17 protein-coding genes are annotated in these 18,876 nt (G+C 41.6%); 11 read left to right on the top strand and 6 right to left on the bottom strand.

What is annotated here, in order from left to right; all coding sequences use genetic code 11:
* Positions 1 to 39: 39 nt before the first annotated feature.
* From rbfA to HMPREF9331_RS01885, 5 genes are all read left to right on the top strand, one after another.
* Positions 40 to 432, top strand: coding sequence for a 30S ribosome-binding factor RbfA (gene rbfA, locus HMPREF9331_RS01905; RefSeq protein WP_009641497.1), 393 nt, complete (start codon positions 40 to 42; stop codon positions 430 to 432).
* Positions 433 to 436: 4 nt separating this feature from the next.
* Entirely contained in the window at positions 437 to 1,645 is a 1,209-nt protein-coding gene (locus tag HMPREF9331_RS01900; RefSeq protein WP_016419483.1) for an FtsX-like permease family protein, read from the top strand.
* Between the two features lie 162 nt (positions 1,646 to 1,807).
* Positions 1,808 to 2,509, top strand: a complete 702-nt coding sequence (locus HMPREF9331_RS01895; RefSeq protein ID WP_016419482.1) for a DUF4197 domain-containing protein — start codon at positions 1,808 to 1,810, stop codon at positions 2,507 to 2,509.
* A 115-nt stretch (positions 2,510 to 2,624) separates the two neighbouring features.
* Complete coding sequence (gene menD / locus HMPREF9331_RS01890; protein ID WP_016419481.1) at positions 2,625 to 4,289, top strand: 2-succinyl-5-enolpyruvyl-6-hydroxy-3-cyclohexene-1-carboxylic-acid synthase; 1,665 nt, start codon at positions 2,625 to 2,627, stop codon at positions 4,287 to 4,289.
* Positions 4,286 to 4,753 carry a macro domain-containing protein gene (locus HMPREF9331_RS01885; RefSeq protein WP_016419480.1) on the top strand — a complete coding sequence of 156 codons (468 nt, stop codon included), beginning with the start codon at positions 4,286 to 4,288 and terminating at the stop codon, positions 4,751 to 4,753. Before menD ends, HMPREF9331_RS01885 begins: the two co-directional genes overlap by 4 nt.
* 71 nt (positions 4,754 to 4,824) lie before the next feature.
* On the opposite strand, the gene dusB is transcribed toward HMPREF9331_RS01885, so the two are convergent.
* The 4 genes from dusB to HMPREF9331_RS01865 are packed head-to-tail and all read right to left on the bottom strand — an operon-like array spanning position 4,825 to position 9,561.
* The gene (gene dusB, locus HMPREF9331_RS01880) at positions 4,825 to 5,799 is read right to left on the bottom strand and encodes a tRNA dihydrouridine synthase DusB (protein WP_016419479.1); all 975 of its coding nucleotides are present in this window, start codon (positions 5,797 to 5,799) and stop codon (positions 4,825 to 4,827) included.
* 6 nt (positions 5,800 to 5,805) lie between these two features.
* Positions 5,806 to 6,633 carry a Cof-type HAD-IIB family hydrolase gene (locus tag HMPREF9331_RS01875; protein ID WP_016419478.1) on the bottom strand — a complete coding sequence of 276 codons (828 nt, stop codon included), beginning with the start codon at positions 6,631 to 6,633 and terminating at the stop codon, positions 5,806 to 5,808.
* A 22-nt stretch (positions 6,634 to 6,655) separates the two neighbouring features.
* Entirely contained in the window at positions 6,656 to 8,065 is a 1,410-nt protein-coding gene (locus HMPREF9331_RS01870) for an alkaline phosphatase (protein ID WP_016419477.1), read from the bottom strand.
* A 44-nt stretch (positions 8,066 to 8,109) separates the two neighbouring features.
* Complete coding sequence (locus HMPREF9331_RS01865) at positions 8,110 to 9,561, bottom strand: sensor histidine kinase (RefSeq protein ID WP_016419476.1); 1,452 nt, start codon at positions 9,559 to 9,561, stop codon at positions 8,110 to 8,112.
* Between the two features lie 228 nt (positions 9,562 to 9,789).
* Between HMPREF9331_RS01865 and HMPREF9331_RS01860 the strand changes: the two genes are divergently transcribed.
* Positions 9,790 to 10,923 carry an N-acetyltransferase gene (locus tag HMPREF9331_RS01860; RefSeq protein WP_009641521.1) on the top strand — a complete coding sequence of 378 codons (1,134 nt, stop codon included), beginning with the start codon at positions 9,790 to 9,792 and terminating at the stop codon, positions 10,921 to 10,923.
* An 11-nt stretch (positions 10,924 to 10,934) separates the two neighbouring features.
* On the opposite strand, the gene HMPREF9331_RS01855 is transcribed toward HMPREF9331_RS01860, so the two are convergent.
* Positions 10,935 to 11,498, bottom strand: coding sequence for a hypothetical protein (locus HMPREF9331_RS01855; protein WP_009641527.1), 564 nt, complete (start codon positions 11,496 to 11,498; stop codon positions 10,935 to 10,937).
* Positions 11,499 to 11,514: 16 nt separating this feature from the next.
* Entirely contained in the window at positions 11,515 to 13,050 is a 1,536-nt protein-coding gene (locus HMPREF9331_RS01850) for a helicase HerA-like domain-containing protein (protein ID WP_016419475.1), read from the bottom strand.
* A gap of 175 nt (positions 13,051 to 13,225) precedes the next feature.
* On the opposite strand from HMPREF9331_RS01850, the gene thiL reads away from it, so the two are divergent.
* The 5 genes from thiL to flxY all read left to right on the top strand — a co-directional run bounded on the left by thiL (position 13,226) and on the right by flxY (position 18,824).
* Positions 13,226 to 14,269, top strand: a complete 1,044-nt coding sequence (thiL, locus tag HMPREF9331_RS01845) for a thiamine-phosphate kinase (protein WP_016419474.1) — start codon at positions 13,226 to 13,228, stop codon at positions 14,267 to 14,269.
* 89 nt (positions 14,270 to 14,358) lie between these two features.
* The gene (locus HMPREF9331_RS01840; RefSeq protein ID WP_016419473.1) at positions 14,359 to 16,032 is read left to right on the top strand and encodes an SPOR domain-containing protein; all 1,674 of its coding nucleotides are present in this window, start codon (positions 14,359 to 14,361) and stop codon (positions 16,030 to 16,032) included.
* Positions 16,033 to 16,147: 115 nt separating this feature from the next.
* Entirely contained in the window at positions 16,148 to 16,912 is a 765-nt protein-coding gene (locus HMPREF9331_RS01835) for an alpha/beta fold hydrolase (protein ID WP_009641493.1), read from the top strand.
* A 2-nt stretch (positions 16,913 to 16,914) separates the two neighbouring features.
* Complete coding sequence (gene yihA / locus HMPREF9331_RS01830) at positions 16,915 to 17,514, top strand: ribosome biogenesis GTP-binding protein YihA/YsxC (RefSeq protein ID WP_016419472.1); 600 nt, start codon at positions 16,915 to 16,917, stop codon at positions 17,512 to 17,514.
* A gap of 8 nt (positions 17,515 to 17,522) precedes the next feature.
* The gene (flxY, locus tag HMPREF9331_RS01825; RefSeq protein ID WP_016419471.1) at positions 17,523 to 18,824 is read left to right on the top strand and encodes a flexirubin biosynthesis putative acyl-CoA ligase FlxY; all 1,302 of its coding nucleotides are present in this window, start codon (positions 17,523 to 17,525) and stop codon (positions 18,822 to 18,824) included.
* Positions 18,825 to 18,876 lie beyond the last annotated feature (52 nt).

Genomic DNA, 18,876 nt, shown 5'->3' with positions numbered 1-18,876 from the left:
AAATATTTCTACCTTTGCAACGTTTATAATTTTCGTAGTATGGAGACCAATCGCCAAAAGAAGATAGCAGGCCTCTTGCAAGAGGACTTAGGAGATATCTTGGGCAGAGCTGTACAATCAGGCGGGCTGACCAATCTTATTATATCAGTTACCAAAGTGGCTATTACCGTGGATTTGACACAGGCTAAAGTATATATCAGTGTATTTCCCAGCGAGCAAGGCAAGGAAATTCTCTCGGCCATACAGTCCAATAGTGCCCAGATAAAACATGAGGTAGCCCAGCGAGTGCGCTATCAGCTTCGAAAGATGCCTGATCTTACTTTCTTTTTAGATGATTCCTTGGAGTATCTCTCCCAAATAGAGCACTCCCTCAAGGGAGAAGAGAACCCTATAGAAAACCCTGAATTGCTTATCAAGCGCAAAAAATCTTAGTCTGTTGAAAGCAATTCTCTTCATAGCTTGGCGTTATGTCCGCTCCAAGAGCTCGCAGAATGTGATTAACATCATCAATCGCATGTCCATCTTTGTCCTTATTGTAGGAGGAGCATCGCTGATGATTGTCTTGGCGGGCTTTTCAGGCCTGAGAACCTTTAGCATGTCTTTTTCTAACTTCTTTGACCCTGATCTGAAAATTTTTCCTAAAACAGGAAAGATTTTCTCGCTTTCTCCCATGCAGGAGGCTGCTCTTAAGGAAAGTGGTGTAGTCGCCTCGTATACTAAGGTACTGGAGGAGCGCGTATTTCTCAACAGCAGGGGCAAGAACTATATTGCCTATATCAAGGGAGTAGATGAGAACTATCCTAAGGTAAATGCCGTGGATAGTATCCTTGTTATCTCCCCTAAGGAGTGGCTCCTTTCTGAGGACTATGTGGTAGTGGGCAATATCATCGCTGAGACCCTCAACTTGGGACTCTTTACCAGTACTACTCCCCTACAAATCATTGTTCCTAAGGCTGGTAAGGGCAGTATCACCAGCTCCTCTACCCCTTACAGAGAGGAGACTGTTCTGCTCTCAGACTACTATCAAGTAACGGAGGATTTGGATAGTAAGTATGTCTTTGCTACCCTATCCTTAGCCCAACGCCTGACAGGAGTACAAGCCAATGAGGTAAGTGCGGTAGAGATCAAGCTCTCCAAAGGTATTTCTGCTACTGAAGGGAAAAAGCGTCTGCAAAAGGTTTTGGGAGATGGCTTTGTGATAAAAGACCGTATGGCTCTCAATGAGGATCTCTATAAGATGTTCCAAACAGAAAATTTGGCTACTTATCTCATTTTTACCTTGGTGCTTATCGTAGCATTGTTCAATCTGGTTGGGGCTATTATCATGATGATTTTGGACAAGCGAAAGAACCTATATACGCTCTTTGCTTTGGGAATGACCGAAAGACAGATACGTGCTATATTCTTCCTACAAGGGGTGATTGTCTCCCTGCTGGGGGCTATCTTTGGCGTAGGCCTAGGAGTAGGAATAGCTTGGTTACAGAAGACCTACCCCATGCTATATATTAATCCCAATGCCGCTGTACCTATTGCCTACCCTATGGATATTCGGCTTTTAGAAATTGTAGTGGTGTTTTTCACTATATTTGTATTAGGAATTATAGCCTCTGCTATAGGAGCAAGTAGAACAAAGATTAATGATTAATTGTTAATGCCAATCAATAGTAGAAAAACAATTGTATGGTTTAACTTATTAAGAAACAACAAATTACACCTTAGATAGTTGCGAATAATATTTTAACTATTGATTCGTATGATCGATAATATCTTAAATCAAAACTTTTAAAACAATTAAATTATATTAGAAATGAAGAAAATCATTTTGTTAGTAAGCAGTTTTTTCTGTCTAAGTAGTTGTGCTGATTTGCAGAGTATTATGAACAGCACTCAACAAAGTGGAGCACTTTCCTCTGTGGATATTTCCAACGGACTCAAACAAGCCTTAGAATTGGGCATTGCCCAAGGGGTAGATTTGCTTAGCCAGAAGGACGGGTATTATGGCAATTCCTTGGCGAAGATTCTTTTCCCTGAACCCTTACAAAAAGTAGATAATACCCTAAGAAGTATTGGTTTAGGAAGCCTTGCCGATGAAGGGGTAAAGCTACTGAATCGTGCTGCTGAAGACGCGGTAACCGAAGCCAAACCTATCTTTATCAATGCAGTAAAGAACCTCTCTTTCTCCGATGCTACCGCTATTCTTACAGGTGGTAAGAATGCCGCTACAGATTATCTAAAAAAGACCACTACCCAATCCCTGATACAAGCTTTCTCTCCAAAGATCCAAGTCTCTTTGGGTAAGGTAGGTGCCGATCAGGTATGGTCAAGCATCATAGATAAGTACAATGCGGTTCCCCTAGTAACCAAAGTAAATCCAGATCTAACAAGCTATGTAACAGAAAAGGCCATAGACGGTCTATTCCTACAAATCGCTCAAAAAGAGGAGGATATACGTACCAACATCGGTTCAAGAACTACCCCTCTATTACAGAAAGTTTTTGCTAAACAATAAATATTACTAATGATTAATGCTAACAATGATTAATGATTAATACTTTTTTACTCAAAAATGTTGACCATTAATCATTGATCATTAATCATTGATCATTAATCATTGATTATTCGTTTTGTTTCCTCAGATTCCCTTAGCTCAACAGATACTACTTGCCTGTAAGGCAAAAGGCATCCGCCATATTGTCCTTTCCCCTGGTTCGCGCAATGCTCCACTAACTATTGGCTTTGCCAGTGATTCCTTTTTCAACGCTTATAGCATAGTAGATGAGCGTTGTGCTGCTTTTTTTGCTCTTGGTTTAGCCCAACAGCTTAGAGAGCCTGTCGTGGTGGTCTGTACCTCTGGTTCAGCCTTATTGAACTACTACCCTGCCGTGAGTGAAGCGTATTATAGTAACATCCCTTTGGTGGTCATTAGTGCCGACAGACCAGCCTCTAAGATAGATATAGGTGATGGGCAAACCATACATCAGCGACATGCCTTAGCACTACACACAGCCTATAATGCCAATCTCTCTGAAGAGGAGCAGGATCTCAATTATAATACCTATTTGCTCAATGAGGCTCTCAATACAGCAGCTCTCAAGTGCTTACCTGTACATATCAATGCTCCTTTTGAGGAACCACTATACCAAACACTTCCTGCCCCTACGGTGAGTTTCCACAACGAAGTTGGACTCAAAAAGCCTGTACTCCTGAATACTGAAAAATTACTCCAGTTTGCCAAAGACTGGAACTATCCTAAGAAGATGGTACTTATAGGGGTATTACCCACTGATGCTATTGCTCAAAAATGGTTTGATTGGCTTGAGAAAGACCCTTCTATTTTAGTACTTACTGAGAGTACGGCCAATGTAGTAGCCGATACTTTTATCGGCATGATAGATACATTCCTCGCTCCGATAGAGAAGAGACAACTCCAAGAGCTACTTCGTCCTGATGTGCTTATCTCAATAGGTGGTATGGTGGTATCCAAGAAGATCAAGGAGTTTCTGCGCAAGTACCCTCCCCAAGCTCATTATTATATAGATGAGCATGTGGGGTATGATACGTTCTTTGCCTTGACCCATCACTTCAAGACGGATATTAATACATTCTTGGAGACTGTTAGCCCAGAACTACCGCCTGTTAGCTCTGATTATAAGGAAGTTTGGCTGCCTTTGTACAAGGAAACCCTTGAAAAACGCACAGCCTTCCTAGCAGACGTACCTTTTTCAGATATGGTTGCTTACAAGGCTATTTTGGAGCGTACCCCTACTCCTTACCATATCCAGATTAGCAATAGTGCCGCTATACGCTATGCTCAACTCTTTCCTGCTAAAGCGGGTTGGCAGGTGTTCTGCAATCGGGGTACCAGTGGTATAGATGGCTGTACTTCTACTGCTATAGGGGCTAGTGTCGTACAAGCTACCCCTACACTACTGATTACAGGCGATTTGAGCTTCTTTTACAATAGCAATGCATTGTGGTGTAACTATATTCCGAAGAACCTGAAAATCATTGTAGTTAATAATGCAGGCGGGGGTATTTTCCGAATCTTGCCTACCGATAAGGGAACGCCTTTCTTTGAAACTTTCCAAGAGACTACCCATTCCCTTACGGCTAAGCACCTTTGTGCTATGTATGGTTTTACCTACCTTTGTGCACAAAACCAAGAGGAGTTGACAAAAACTTTGGAAACGTTCTTTTCCCAATATGAAAGTCCTATGCTCTTGGAAGTTTTCACCCCCAGAGAACTGAATAATACAATACTCAAAGATTACTTTAACGTTTTATCATGACAGAAATAAAATATATAAAAGCCGATGCTACTTTCCCTCAAAGTGAGGGGAATATTATCATTCCCCATATATGTAATGACATCGGAGCTTGGGGCAAAGGTTTTGTCTTAGCCCTTTCCAGACGATGGAAAGCTCCTGAGAAGCAGTACAAACTATGGTATCAGGAGAAAGAAGGCTTTGTCTTGGGTGCAGTTCAGTTTGTACAAGTAGAAGAAAATATATGGGTTGGCAATATCATTGGGCAACATAAGATACAAGAGGAGAAAGGAATCCCTCCTATTCGTTATGAAGCAGTCAGAGAGGGATTAGAAAAGGTTGCCTCTTTTGCCCAAGAGAAGCAGGCCTGTGTACAAATGCCTCGTATAGGTTGTGGTTTAGCGGGAGGTACATGGGAGAAAATAGTCCTTATCATAGAAGAAACCCTACTTACAAAGCATATACAAGTCACTGTATGTGATTTATAAAATACCCCCTATATGTATATAGGAGGATATTTTGTATAACCAAGTAACAAATCTTTATGCTGAAGAGGTTGTTATTCTTCTTTCTCTAAGCTAATAAGTATATCCTTGAGAGCTTCCATATCATCAAGGGTAACTAATTGTTGCTTGTACTCCTTGAAATGAGGAATACCTTTGAAATAATTACTATAATGGCGGCGTGTTTCGAGTATTCCCAAGCGCTCACCCTTCCACTCTACCGCCCATAACAAGTGTTGTAGCGCAGCTTTGGCTCTTTGGGCAAGTGTAGGAGGGGGTAACAATTCTCCTGTGGAGAGGTAGTGCTTGATCTCTTGGAAGATCCAAGGATAACCAATAGCGGCACGACCTATCATGATGCCATCTACTCCATATTTGTTTTTGTATTCCAAGGCCTTCTCAGGCGAATCTATATCACCATTACCAAAAATAGGAATATGGATACGAGGGTTTTCCTTCACCTTGGCAATATAGGACCAATCCGAATGCCCCTTGTACATCTGCACGCGAGTACGGGCGTGAATAGAGAGGGCTTGTATGCCTACATCTTGCAGGCGTTCGGCTACCTCTTCTATATTGATCGTATCACTATCCCAGCCCAAGCGTGTCTTGACCGTTACAGGCAAGTGGGTACTCTTTACTACCGCTTGGGTAAGACGTACCATAAGGTCAATGTCTTTGAGTACAGCCGCTCCTGCTCCCTTGGCTACTACTTTTTTGACAGGGCAGCCGAAGTTAATATCTACTACATCGGGGGATACTGTCTCCACGATCCGAGCCGAAAGCGCCATAGCCTCCTCATCACCCCCAAATATCTGGATACCTACAGGCCGTTCGTCATCAAAGATATCCAATTTCTTTCGGCTTTTTATAGCATCACGTATAAGCCCTTCGGAGGAGATAAACTCACTATAGAGCATATCCGCCCCATGCTTCTTACAAAGTCTGCGAAAGGGCGGATCACTTACATCCTCCATAGGAGCCAAGAGTAAGGGAAACTCACCCAAGGCTACCGAACCTATTTTTACCATATTGTCTTATAATTCTATATCAAACATCTGAGCTAAGTAGCGTGCTACCCCATCTTCCTTATGGTGATGGGTTGTATCATTGGCTACTGCTTTCACCTCCTCACGGGCATTGGCCACAGCTACACCGAGACCTACCGCCTCAAGCATCTCTTGGTCATTGTAGTTGTCTCCGAAAGCGATGGCATCAGCAAGGGTAATTTCCTTGTGATGCGCCAAGAAAGCCTCAATTCCTGTGAGCTTGGATACGTTCTGTAAAGTGATTTCTATATAGGTATTCTTTGCCCTATAGAGCTGTAGCTGGCCTGCCATTTGGGTTTGCAAGGCCTCCCACATTGCCTCCACTAGCGCCTCCTCTCCCATAAGCATAAGCTTATGGGTACCTTTATTTTGGGCTTTCCAAAGGGAAAGTACCTCTTGGTTGCTCTTTACCACAGGAGTAGTAGCTGTATTGCGCTCTTCGCGCTCAGCCCACTGGTCTATTTGGGGCACGTACCACTCATTGAAGTTGTAGAAGCTGATATGTAACTTTCCTTGAGTATATTGCTCATTGAGTGCTACAATTTGCTCACAAAGAGCATGAGGTATTTCTACTGAGTGGAGCACTTCGCCCCCTTTGTCCAATACCAAAGCCCCATTATAGGCAATCAGTGGCATACCCAAGATACCTGCCTTCTCCTGTAGGTAGTACATCTGTACTGGCATACGAGAAGATATAAGCACGATAGGAAAGCGACTTTTAAGCTCGGAGAGCACCTTTATAGTCTTCTGGGAGAGGGTACGATCGGCATCGAGCAAGGTACCATCTATATCCGAAAAGAGAATTTTATAAGACATAACCGTTTTGATTTTCTTGTGTTTAATATTTCTCCAACATATCTACTTCGGCGGCGGTAAGTAAGAAATTGTGCATTTTATAGTTTTCTATAAAAGGAGGTAGGTTTTGGCTACCAGGGCCATACATAGCCAGTTCAGTATAGTCGGAGGAGTGATCCATACTGATCCAACCTACGGAAGTATGTTTTTTCTGTATTTCAGCCAAAAGACTATAAGGAAGGTTCTTATAGTTATAGAGTCCATTCTCCTGCTTGCCTTCGGTATAGAAGGAGAGTATTTGTTTGGCATCCTCCTCAGAGAAAGGAATCTTACCAAAGTTATGGGTAAGTAGCTCCCTGACTTGGGAAGCAGAGTCTGTTAGATTAATACTCTGCAAGGTAAAGTCATTGGAATGACGGAAGTAAGCCAAATTGTCGAAGTTTTGGTTACATTCTTTACCATAGATAAGGCCAGGATTAGCATTTCCATGGTCGGAAGTTACCACAACCAAGGTATTACCATCCTTTTTAGCGAAATCTATAGCCACTTGTATAGCATCATCGAAGGCCAATTGGTCAAATAGTAGCGCCCCTATATCGTTTCCATGAGCTGCCCAATCCACTTTACCCCCTTCCACTTGGAGTACAAAACCCTGCTTGTGATCGGCCATCATGTCTATTGCCTTTTTAGTCATCTGGGCTAAGGTAGGAATGGCGGCATTCTTAGTCGTATTATTTTCATCAATGGTATAAGGCAAAGCATTACTATCAAATACCCCAAGCAGAGGTATATTCTTAGGAGCGGCATTCATCTGGGTTACATTCTTAACCACTGTAAATCCTTTTTCCACGTACTTAGCATACATATCTTGCTTATCCTTACGTTTTTCACCACTGAAATAGTTATCTCCGCCCCCCATCATGACATCAAAACGAAGATCAAGATAGTTTTCTGCAATTTTAGGTTGGGCTTTTCTTTCCTTGCTATTAGTGCAAAAACCTGCTGGAGTAGCATGAGTGATAGGCACTGTAGTTACACAACCCACTTTCTTACCTGCTTTCTTAAATTTTTGCAGAATTGGAGTATATTCTTCTCCATTGACCCCAATGTTGATCATTCCATTGATGATACGGTGACCACAGCCCCATGAGGAACTAGCTGCGGAGGAGTCGGTAACTACAGAACTAGCCGATTGCATATCCATAGAGGCTTTCACGGCCAATTTCTGTTCGTATAGTGCAAACCAAGCACTACTACGTCCCAAGATACGCTTGCTATAGAGATCTGCCATAACCAAAGTACCGATACTCATACCATCGCTGACCATATAGATAATGTTCTTTGCCTTCTTACGAGCGAAAGACTCGGAGGCTTGTGCTTGTGCTACAGAGGGAAGTAGGAGAGACCCTAATCCCGCAAATACTGAGTTCTTTAAAAAACTTCTTCTTTCCATTGGTATTTAAATTATTAGTGATTAGTTGCTTTACTTTTTGCTTTTTACCTAATTTTAAGTTCTACTGTAAAGGTAGCTCCCTTACCCACTTCTGAGTTCAGGGTAATAGTCCCACCATGGGCATTGATAATATGCTTGACCATAGTAAGCCCCAGTCCCGAACCTGCGGTGTTCTTAGTGGTGAACTTAGGTTCAAATATGCGTTCTTGCAATTCAGGAGGTACCCCAGAACCATTATCTTTAACCACAATATAAGCAAAGTCACCTGTTACATAGGTTGTAACCTCTATTAGAGGGTCTGGGATGTTATCGGTTGCATAGATAGCATTCTTGAGCAGATTGGTCAACATACGATTCATCTGATTCTTATCCACCCAAAGGCATATCTGCTCTTGCTTACTCTCAAAACGGATATAAGTCAGGTCAAAAATCGCTATAGCATGACGAATAATCGCATTGAGGTCTGTCCTTTCCTTTTTCTGTGGAGGCATAGAGACAAAAGAAGAAAAGGCATCGGAGATATCCGAAAGGGTATCAATATGCTGGAGGAGCATTTGGGTAAAATCAGCTACCTTTTCACTACATTGTGGATCATCAGAGGAGAATCTCCGCTGGAAGTTCTGTACACTCAGCCGCATAGGTGTCAGTGGGTTCTTTATCTCATGGGCAATTTGCTTGGCCATATCCTTCCACATCTTCTCCCGCTCTATTTTAGCTAATGCTTTCTTACTCTTTTCTATCTCATCTACCATTTCATTATAAGAGAAGATAAGCTCTCCTATCTCGGTAGTGGTATTCTTGACATCAATTTTTTCATTTTTCCCTAAGAAATGGGTACTTCTTAATCGTTGTTGTATCTCCCCGATAGAGTGAGTGATATAGCGAGAGATAACAAAAGCTACCCCTATAGTCAGCAGCAATATAGCCATATAAGCACCTCCTAAGTTATATAATGAGTTCTGCAGGAAGCCCTCATTGAAGGTATCATTTTCAAAATGAGGAATATGCAGAATAAGTAGGGGCTTGTATTGTAGGTCATTGACATAGGAATAGGAGTATTGGAAACTATCCTTTTCAAGTGCCGTTTGGAAGACCAATCGCTTATCTACAGAGTTAGAGAGATTGGTGAGAATGGTATCCGAGATACAATGTAACTCCTTGTTATCCCTTAGTCCTGCCTGTGAACTAATAAGGAAAGTCCCATTGATACTATAGAGATTAAAGTTAATATTTTCAATATCGGCAATACGATAGATCTCCTCTCGGAAGATTAGGGGAATATACTTATCTTCCACAGGAAATGTTGTCTGCGATAGTACATAGCGTATCTGCATGGAGAGCTGCTGTTCCTTTCGCAACAAGCGCTCGTTATGATAGGTCTGTGCTTGCTTGCGATACTGGTATATGGTTACTATCGCAATAGTTATAAAGGAAAGTATCGTAATACCAATAAGACTTACAAAGATACGAAACCGTAAGGAATGGAAAGCACTCATTATTAATGATTAATGATTAATGATCAAATTATTTAATGATTGAGTAACATATTAATCATTAATTATTGCTGACATTAATCATTGTAATTTCGCCGCAAAGGTACAAAAAAAAACAAGGTGATTTTCAATCTATACCGTTTTTAATTAGCGCTTATATGTTAATTAATTACTAATCATAATTTAATTAGTCTTTATTTTGTATATTTGCAAGCGATTAGCACAAAGATAATGATTACTGTAAAGAAAGTAGAAGACAAAAAGGGAATGCTTGATTTTGTTAAGTTTCCTTTCTCCTTATACAAAGATAGTAAAACCTGGGTACCCCCTTTAATTGGCGATGAGTTGGATACCCTTGACCCTGAGAAAAATCCAGCCTTCGAGAATTGTGAGGCTACTTTTTACTTAGCTTATGATAAGCAGCAGACTATAGTGGGGCGTATTGCAGTAATTGTTAACCATTATGAGATCAACCGAGGGGTACGTAAGGTACGTTTTGGTTGGCTAGATATGATAGATGATATTGCCGTTACTGATGCACTGCTCAAAAAAGCCTTAGACAAAGTACAAGAATTAGGATTAGAGTATGCCGAAGGACCTATGGGCTTTTCGAATATGGACAAAGTAGGGGTACAGACCTATGGGTATGACCATATTGGAGGTATGATTACTTGGACTAACTACCCTTATTATGTCACTCATTTTGAGAAACTTGGCTGGGTAAAAGAAAAAGGTTATGTAGAGTCCTCTTTCTTTCTTAAGGATGTAAATTTTGATACCTATAAGAAGGCGGGTGATGTAGTAGAGCGCCGTTATGGTCTTAGCTATGCCCCTATCAAAACCAATAAGGATATTATCCCCTATGTAGATGAGATGTTTGACCTATTCAACACCTCCTATGCCAATCTTTCCTCCTTTATTCCTGTCTCTGAAAAGCAAAAAGAGTACTTCAAAAAGAAATATATTCCCTTTGTCCTACCTGAGTTTATCAAATTCATCTTGGATAAAGAGGGGAAAATCATCTGTTTTGCTATTGTAATTCCTTCTTTTTCAAAGGCCTTGCAAAAAGCTAATGGGAAACTCTTCCCCTTTGGTTTCTATCACCTATGGAAAGCTCGAAAGAATCCTAAGACGGTAGAGTTCTATCTTATTGGTATCAGTCCCGAATACCAATCCAAAGGAGTACCTGCCATGCTCTTTAGGGATTGTTACCTACTATTCAAGAAAAAGGGAGTAGAACAATGTATTATCACTCCAGAATTGGAGAACAACTTAGCCGTGCAGAAACTATGGAAAAACTTCAATCCTACTGATTTTGGTCGTAGGGCTACCTATAAGAAATATGTAAATGAAGGGGAGCTGTAATGCTCCCCCTTTTAGTTCCAACTAATCATCAATCTTTTCACTTTGGCTGTTTCAGGAATACTCTCTATGGTATAAGCATCATCTACCGCAGGTAAAAGATCCTCCTTAGCAAAAGCAAAATAGAGGTTACTCCCCTTAGGCATGACAATAACTGTAGAGATCAATTGCTCAAAATCAAAGTCCTTATATACCTTCTTGATATCGGCAAAGGTACTATTGAGCGAAATATGCTCAGCTGTAGCAAAACGCTCATCCATAATTTGTACCCCCTGAATATGTTTGCTTTCCCCCTCCAAAGGAATCGCAGGGGTCAGTTCCAAGAGCTGCTTGCCTTCACCTCCCTTTTCATAGACTAAAAAGCGCTCATCGCTTATATACCTAAACTCCCCTTCAATCGATGTTTTTACCAAAGAATCATTCTTATATAGAGAATCCAACTGAGAAATTTTGGTCTCTTTGGTCAAGTTCCCAACACTGATATCAGTTATCAAGAATCTTTTATCAGAACGGGAGCAACCAATAACCAATAAGGCACTACCTACCGCCCATAAAAGTATTTTTGCTGTATTTTTCATTCTATTTTTAGGTATTTTATTTCTTCATGAGTTTACTCAACACCCCAAATACCCCACGAACGAAAGTAGCACTAGTAAGTAGTTTTACTATGGGATTTTGAGCTGTACTCCTCTTAGTCGTTGTGGTTTGGGGAGCGGTCGTCTTCGCTGTTGTAGAAGTCGTCTTCTTTGGTGCTGGTTCTTTGGCTGTCTGCTCAGCAGCATTGGCTATCTTGGCATTGAGTATCTCATAAGCACTCTCGCGGTCTATCTCCTGATTGTATTTCTTCTTTAGGGCTGATTTGGCCAACACCTGTGCTATTTCGCTATCGGAGAGTATATCCATACGGCTCATAGGAGCACGCATCATAGTGGCAACCAGTGGTGTAGGGCGACCTTTGGTATCCAAGGCTGTCACGAAAGCCTCTCCTGTTCCCAATGAGGTAAGGTCTTCGGCTACGTTGTAGAAAGTTGTTTCAGGATAGTTCTGAGCGGTAAGCTTGATAGCCTGGCGATCCTTGGCTGTAAAAGCACGCAAGGCATGTTGTATCTTCATACCCAACTGAGCGAGCACCGCATCGGGCACATCGGTAGGGGTTTGTGTACAGAAAATAAGTCCTACCCCCTTGGAACGAATCAGCTTGACGATATTTTCTAATTGATTAAGCAGAGCCTTGGAGGCTTGATTGAATATCAGGTGTGCTTCATCTATAAAAATTACTAACTTAGGCTTGTCTTGGTCTCCTATTTCAGGAAATGTATTATAGATTTCAGCCAAGAGACAGAGCATAAAAGTGGAGAACATCTTAGGACGATCTTGTATGTCGGTCAATCGGATAATATTTACCACTCCCCTACCCTTTTCATCGGTATGGAGTAAGTCCTCAGTCTCAAAACTACGTTCTCCGAAGAAAAGTTCAGCTCCTTGGTTCTCCAATTCCACTATTTTGCGCAAGATAGCACTGGTAGAAGAAGAAGCTACACGACCATATTCTGCCTCAAACTCACTTTTCCCCTCTTCAGTGGCATATTGGAGCACCTTTTTGAGGTCTTTAAGGTCAAGCAACGGATATTGGTGATCATCACAATACTTAAAAATCACCGCAAGCACCCCTTCTTGTACATCGGAGAGGTCTAAGATACGGGAGAGCAAAACCGAACCAAACTCGGAAACTGTAGCACGTAGGCGAACCCCATCTTGCTTAGAAATAGTAAGCAGCTCCACAGGAAAAGCCTCAGGTGTGTAAGGCAAGTTCATCTGAGCATGGCGTTCCTTGATAAAGGATTTCTCCTCCCCTATGGCTGCAATACCACTAAGGTCTCCCTTGAGATCCATAAGCAAGGTAGGCACCCCCGCCTTGGAAAGGTTTTCGGTGAGGGATTGTAGCGTTTTAGTCTTTCCTGTACCTGTAGCACCAGCAATAAGACCATGGCGGTTGAGGTTCTTCAGGGGTATATTGACCAACAAGTCCTTAATGACAGCTCCCTCGTACATAGCACCTCCTAAGGTAATATAAGTTCCTTGGGCAGGATACCCTGCCGCGATGGTTTCTTTGAATTTTTCTACACTCATAATGTATTGTATTATTGTAGTGGGTGCAAATATAAGTTTTTTATATGAGAGCTGTTGCCATTTAACAAAAAATTATTCTGAAATTTGCAATAGCTAAAAACAACGTTAATTAATCACTAATAATGAGTAGTTAATCATTTTTATTGTACATTTGTGCCAAATATTTTAAGACAAGATGTTAGAAGACAAAAACACCCATAGAACCCACCTCTCTGAGTTGGGAGAGTTTGGCTTGATAGACCATCTGACCAAGGACTTCCCTATAGTGAATCCCTCCACCCTCAAGGGTGTAGGCGATGATGGAGCTATTATTGATTTCGGGGATCAGAAAGCTGTTATATCCAGCGACCTTTTGATAGAAGGGGTACACTTCAACCTCTCTTATGTACCGCTAAAACACTTAGGTTACAAGTCTATTATGGTCAATCTCTCCGATATCTATGCCATGAATGCCATAGCCACTCAAGTGGTAGTCTCTATCGCTGTCTCCAATCGCTTTCCTGTGGAGGCCTTAGAGGAACTCTATGAGGGCATCCGCTTGGCTTGTGATATTTATAAAGTAGATTTGGTAGGCGGAGATACCACTTCTTCCACTAGAGGACTCATCATCTCGGTTACCGCTATCGGTATGGCGCCACAAGAGAAGATTGTCTATCGCAATGGTGCCAAAGAGAACGACCTTATTGTAGTGAGTGGAGACTTAGGTAGCGCCTATATGGGATTGCAGGTGTTGGAGCGAGAAAATGAGGTGTTTAAGGTCAATCCTAATATGCAACCAGACTTAGAAAGCTATCAATACCTTATAGAAAGGCAACTCAAGCCCGAAGCACGTAAGGATATTGTCCTACTACTTGACAAATTGGGCGTACAACCTACAGCAATGATGGACATCAGCGATGGACTCTCCTCAGAATTGTTACACATCTGCAAACAATCCCATGTCGGGTGTCGCCTAGTAGAGGAAAAGATACCTCTTGACCCTACCCTGATTAATGCTTGTGAAGAATTTACCCTAAGTAGTACCATGGTTGCCCTCAGTGGCGGAGAGGACTATGAGCTACTCTTTACCATAGCCCCCTCGGACTATGACAAAATCAAGGGTAACCCCAACCTTAGTGTCATTGGCTATATTACAGAACCTGCCCAAGGTTGCAACCTCATTACTCGTGCCAATGAAGCCATTCCTCTGAAAGCTAGAGGATGGAATGCTTTCAGATAAAAATATATTTATCTTTTTTAGGGAATACTATTTTTTTACGTATATTTGCCTCCAAATTCGTTAATTTACAAATAAAACCTAAAGTGTATATGAGAATTATTTACAGTCTACTCCTCTGCCTAAGCGCTACAAGCCTACTATGGGCGCAGGAGAGCGATACCCTCACCACTCGTTATAAAGTGTTATCCAAAGGAAATATCACCATTACAGGAAATAATATCCTAAACCGCAAGGAAGGAAAAGCTGATGCCAATACTCCCTACAATGATCTGATAGGCGGACTTAAGCTGAACGATTCCCAAGTAATGGAATATATAGATGTAGATAAGGATAAGAAAACATTCTCTTCCAGCACGGCTAGTGTATCACTTCCTAAGAATAGTAAGATTCTATTTGCTGGACTCTACTGGGCTGCCACTTACCCTTACGAAGAGGGACAGGTAGTGGCCAAAAAATCGGTAGCCAAAGATGCCAAACGTGAATCGGTAGAGGAGGTATTACTAAAAGTTCCTAAAGGGAAATATACGCCTGTAAAAGGAGAATATGTATTTGACGGCAATACGGATTCCCGCTATATAGGCAAAAATGCCCCCTATGTCATGTTCGCCGATGTTACCAAACTCGTTCAGAGCAGCAAACGCATTGATGGGGAATATACGGTAGCCAATGTAAGAGCTGCCAGAGGAAGTGTAGAAGGAGGCTCTTGCGGGGGATGGACATTGGTTATTGCTTATGAAAACGCCTCTGAACCCTTTAGAAAATTGGATATAAAAGACGGATTCTTGGAAGTAAAAGGCGACAAGAGCATCGCCTTTACCAACTATAAAATTCCTTCTATCAAGGAAGCCTTTCCCCGATTGGTAGGAGCTGTCTTGGATGCTGATTTCAATCAAGGAGAGAACAAGGTAGGTGTATTCTCCGACAAAGTAGGATTCTATTTGGAGACAAAAACGAGAAAGATAAAAAACTTCTTCAATAGCTCTATCACCTATGGCGAAGACTATCTCAAACAAAGAAAACCTAATAGTAAAAATACCTTGGGCTTTGATATTTTCTCGGTAGTGCTTCCCAATTACGATTTTGAAGTATTCCCTGTGGGCAATGATTACTTACGAGTGAGTTTCTCCTCCACAAATGATTCTTATTATGCTTTCCTAATGGGGCTAGCTATCAATACCGAAGAAAGTACCTCCTTGCGCGATGAGGAAGTAGATAGGCTCTTAGGAAAGAAAACAACTCCTAAGGTAGCCCCTACAGGACAGACTGTGGTCAATGCTAACCAAGCTGCCTCAGCAGAAGTAAAAACTAACCAACAAGCTAATATAGCTCAGACAAGCTCTACAGCTAAGGCAAATACTACAGGGCAGACAAATGCTACTACCCAAGCAAAAACCCCTGTACAACAAGCCCCTGCAGGACAAACAGCTACAGTAGGACAAGCCACTCAGACAGGACAGACAGAACAGATTCCTGACAATGTACGTAGAATTACCGCTGCGAATGTCAAAAAAGGATTCTACCTAATACTAGGCGTCTATTCCAACAAAGAAAATGCTGAGAAATATATGTTCGGATTGCGACAAAAAGGAATGCGTGCCGAGGGCAGTTTCCTCTATGCTGAAAAGAACTTATATTACGCTTATTCTCTCTATGCAGCTACCTATGCAGAGGCATTTAAAAAACAACAAGAAATCAATACCGCCCGCAGTCTGAACCCCGATTTGCAAAAAGTAAAAGATGTTTGGATATTATATGTGGAATAAATGCTTATAAATTAATTGTTTATAAAAATTTATTTTCCTGAAATTTTTTTCAAGAACAATGACTACTATTTGATAAAAAATTCTTATCTTTGTAGCTACAAGAAATAGATATAAAATGATAAATCTTTTTCGTAAAAAAGAAGACAAATTTTCCTATGTTGAAAAAGGCGAAGGTACTCCTATTATCCTCTTACATGGGCTTATGGGAGGGCTTAGTAACTTTGATAGTACTATTGAGTTTTTTTCAAAAAAATATAAGGTAATAGCCCCAGAACTACCCATTTATGACTTGCCGTTGCTCTCTAGTACAGTAAAGAGTTTAACCAATTGGCTTACGCGCTTTATCACTTACAAAGAACTAGAGCAGGTGATTCTCTTGGGTAATTCCTTGGGCGGACATATTGCGCTGCTTTACACCAAGCTGCACCCTAGAAAGGTCAAGGGACTCATCCTTACAGGTAGTTCTGGCCTTTATGAGAGCGCTATGGGTGATAGTTATCCAAAGCGTGGTAGCTATGAGTTCATCAAAAAGAAGTGTGAGGATGTATTCTATGACCCTAAAACAGCTACCAAAGAACTGGTAGATGAGGTCTTCGCCATTGTCAATGACCGTACAAAGGTGATCAAAACACTCTCCATTGCCAAGAGTGCTATCCGCCACAATATGGCTAAGGATCTGCCTAATATGAAGACTCCCACTTGCCTTATATGGGGAAAGAATGACCCTGTAACGCCCCCTAAAGTAGCTGAGGAGTTTAGTGAACTACTGCCCAATGCGTCTCTCTATTGGATAGACAAGTGTGGCCATGCTCCTATGATGGAACATCCCGACACTTTCAATGAGTTACTAAACAATTGGTTAACGACTAATAAGTTATAAATATGGAGATCAAACAAGCCTCCTTTGTGGTGAGCAATACACAGGTGGCCAAATGCCCTACGCATAAGCTACCTGAGTATGCCTTTATCGGGCGCTCCAATGTGGGGAAATCCTCCCTTATCAATATGCTAACCAACCACAAAGGGCTTGCTAAGACCTCTTCCAAACCAGGAAAAACACAGCTAATTAATCACTTTCTTATCAATAAGAATTGGTATTTAGTAGATTTGCCTGGATATGGCTATGCACAGGTGTCCAAGCAATCTAAGAAAACTTTCCAGCAGTTTATTACCGACTATTTCAAGAAACGCAAGGAATTGGTCTGTGCTTTTGTGTTAGTGGATATACGCCATGAACCCCAAAAAATAGACTTGGAGTTTATGCAATGGTTGGGGGAGAATGCTATTCCCTTTGCTATCATCTTTACTAAGGCAGACAAGCTTGCTCCCAAAGTCATTGAACAACACGTACTTACCTACCAAAAAATTCTCTTAGAGAGTTGGGAGGAGATGCCGCCCTACTTTATTACTTCTTCCGAGAGCAAATTGGGAAAAGAGGAGGTACTTGAATATATAGAAAATATCAATCTTTCACTCAACTAAGGCCTGCTATGATCCCTGAAATAGAACAGCAAGACCCCACAACAATTCGACTATTCCAAGAGGAGAGACTCCGAGTGCTTCTACAATACCTCCACGCTCATTCTCCTTATTACCAACGTATATTCAAGGAATATCATATTGATATTGAGGAGATACAAACCTTGGACGACCTCCAGAGACTCCCCACCACTTCCAAAGATGACCTCCAACGTTATAATGATGATTTCCTCTGCGTACCCAAAACAGCCATAGTGGATTATGCTTCTACCTCCGGGACTTTAGGAAAGCCTGTTACTTTTGGGCTTACTGACAAGGACTTAGACCGCTTGGCCTACAATGAAGCTATTTCACTGAGTTGTGCTGGTATTCAAAAGGGAGATATAGTACAACTGATGACCACTATTGACCGTAGGTTTATGGCTGGACTGGCTTATTTCTTAGGCATTAGAAAACTTGGTGCCAGTATTGTACGTATAGGTGCAGGGATCCCTGAACTCCAATGGGATTCTATAGATTCCTATCAGCCTAAGTGGCTCATTGCAGTGCCTTCTTTTCTACTTAAGCTCATAGAATATGCCGAAAAAACTGATATAGACTATCGCAATTCCTCAGTCAAGGGCGTAATATGTATAGGAGAAACCCTCCGCAGACAAGATTTTTCTGCTAACCTACTCACTCAGAAAATCATGGAAAAATGGCCTGAACTAAAACTCTACTCTACTTATGCCTCTACCGAGATGAGTACCACCTTTACCGAGTGTGAACACCAGCAAGGGGGGCATCATCACCCAGAACTTATTATCACTGAGGTATTAGATGATGAGGGAAAGCCTCTTCCCATGGGTAACTTGGGAGAACTGACCATTACCACCCTTGGTATAGAGGGTATGCCTCTATTGCGTTTCCGTACAGGAGATATGGTTACCCTACACCAAGCACCTTGTTCGTGTGGGAGAAATACACTAAGGGTTAGCCCTGTGGTAGGAAGAAAACAACAGATGATAAAGTACAAGGGAACCACCCTATACCCGCCTGTGCTTATGGACTTACTTAGCCAATTTGCCCAAGTGGAGAACTACATCATAGAGATCAGCAATAATGAAATCCTCACCGATGAGATTCTTATCAAAATAGGAACTACCTCCCCTTCCGAGGCACTTCGTGAAGAGATTACCAACCACTTCCGTGCTAAAATGCGTGTTGTTCCCAAAATAGAGTTCCACCCTGTGGAAATCATAGAACAACAACTCTACCCTAAGGGAAGCCGCAAACCAGTGAAGTTTATTGACCACAGAACTTCAATAAAGTAAAAGATAAAAAGTAAAAGGTTTTCCTGCCTTGCTTGTTCTTTGCCGATATATC

This window comes from Capnocytophaga granulosa ATCC 51502 (assembly GCF_000411115.1).
In the GTDB taxonomy this organism is placed as follows: domain Bacteria; phylum Bacteroidota; class Bacteroidia; order Flavobacteriales; family Flavobacteriaceae; genus Capnocytophaga; species Capnocytophaga granulosa.
This window is presented reverse-complemented; position numbering and strand designations above follow the sequence as displayed.

Bases quoted from the DNA above. Each gene is read 5' to 3' on its own strand.
- rbfA (WP_009641497.1), top strand. From the start codon at position 40: ATGGAGACCAATCGCCAAAAGAAGATAGCAGGCCTCTTGCAAGAGGAC.
- HMPREF9331_RS01895 (WP_016419482.1), top strand. From the start codon at position 1,808: ATGAAGAAAATCATTTTGTTAGTAAGCAGTTTTTTCTGTCTAAGTAGT.
- HMPREF9331_RS01885 (WP_016419480.1), top strand. From the start codon at position 4,286: ATGACAGAAATAAAATATATAAAAGCCGATGCTACTTTCCCTCAAAGT.
- dusB (WP_016419479.1), bottom strand. From the start codon at position 5,799: ATGGTAAAAATAGGTTCGGTAGCCTTGGGTGAGTTTCCCTTACTCTTG.
- HMPREF9331_RS01875 (WP_016419478.1), bottom strand. From the start codon at position 6,633: ATGTCTTATAAAATTCTCTTTTCGGATATAGATGGTACCTTGCTCGAT.
- HMPREF9331_RS01870 (WP_016419477.1), bottom strand. From the start codon at position 8,065: ATGGAAAGAAGAAGTTTTTTAAAGAACTCAGTATTTGCGGGATTAGGG.
- HMPREF9331_RS01865 (WP_016419476.1), bottom strand. From the start codon at position 9,561: ATGAGTGCTTTCCATTCCTTACGGTTTCGTATCTTTGTAAGTCTTATT.
- HMPREF9331_RS01860 (WP_009641521.1), top strand. From the start codon at position 9,790: ATGATTACTGTAAAGAAAGTAGAAGACAAAAAGGGAATGCTTGATTTT.
- HMPREF9331_RS01855 (WP_009641527.1), bottom strand. From the start codon at position 11,498: ATGAAAAATACAGCAAAAATACTTTTATGGGCGGTAGGTAGTGCCTTA.
- HMPREF9331_RS01850 (WP_016419475.1), bottom strand. From the start codon at position 13,050: ATGAGTGTAGAAAAATTCAAAGAAACCATCGCGGCAGGGTATCCTGCC.
- thiL (WP_016419474.1), top strand. From the start codon at position 13,226: ATGTTAGAAGACAAAAACACCCATAGAACCCACCTCTCTGAGTTGGGA.
- HMPREF9331_RS01840 (WP_016419473.1), top strand. From the start codon at position 14,359: ATGAGAATTATTTACAGTCTACTCCTCTGCCTAAGCGCTACAAGCCTA.
- HMPREF9331_RS01835 (WP_009641493.1), top strand. From the start codon at position 16,148: ATGATAAATCTTTTTCGTAAAAAAGAAGACAAATTTTCCTATGTTGAA.
- yihA (WP_016419472.1), top strand. From the start codon at position 16,915: ATGGAGATCAAACAAGCCTCCTTTGTGGTGAGCAATACACAGGTGGCC.
- flxY (WP_016419471.1), top strand. From the start codon at position 17,523: ATGATCCCTGAAATAGAACAGCAAGACCCCACAACAATTCGACTATTC.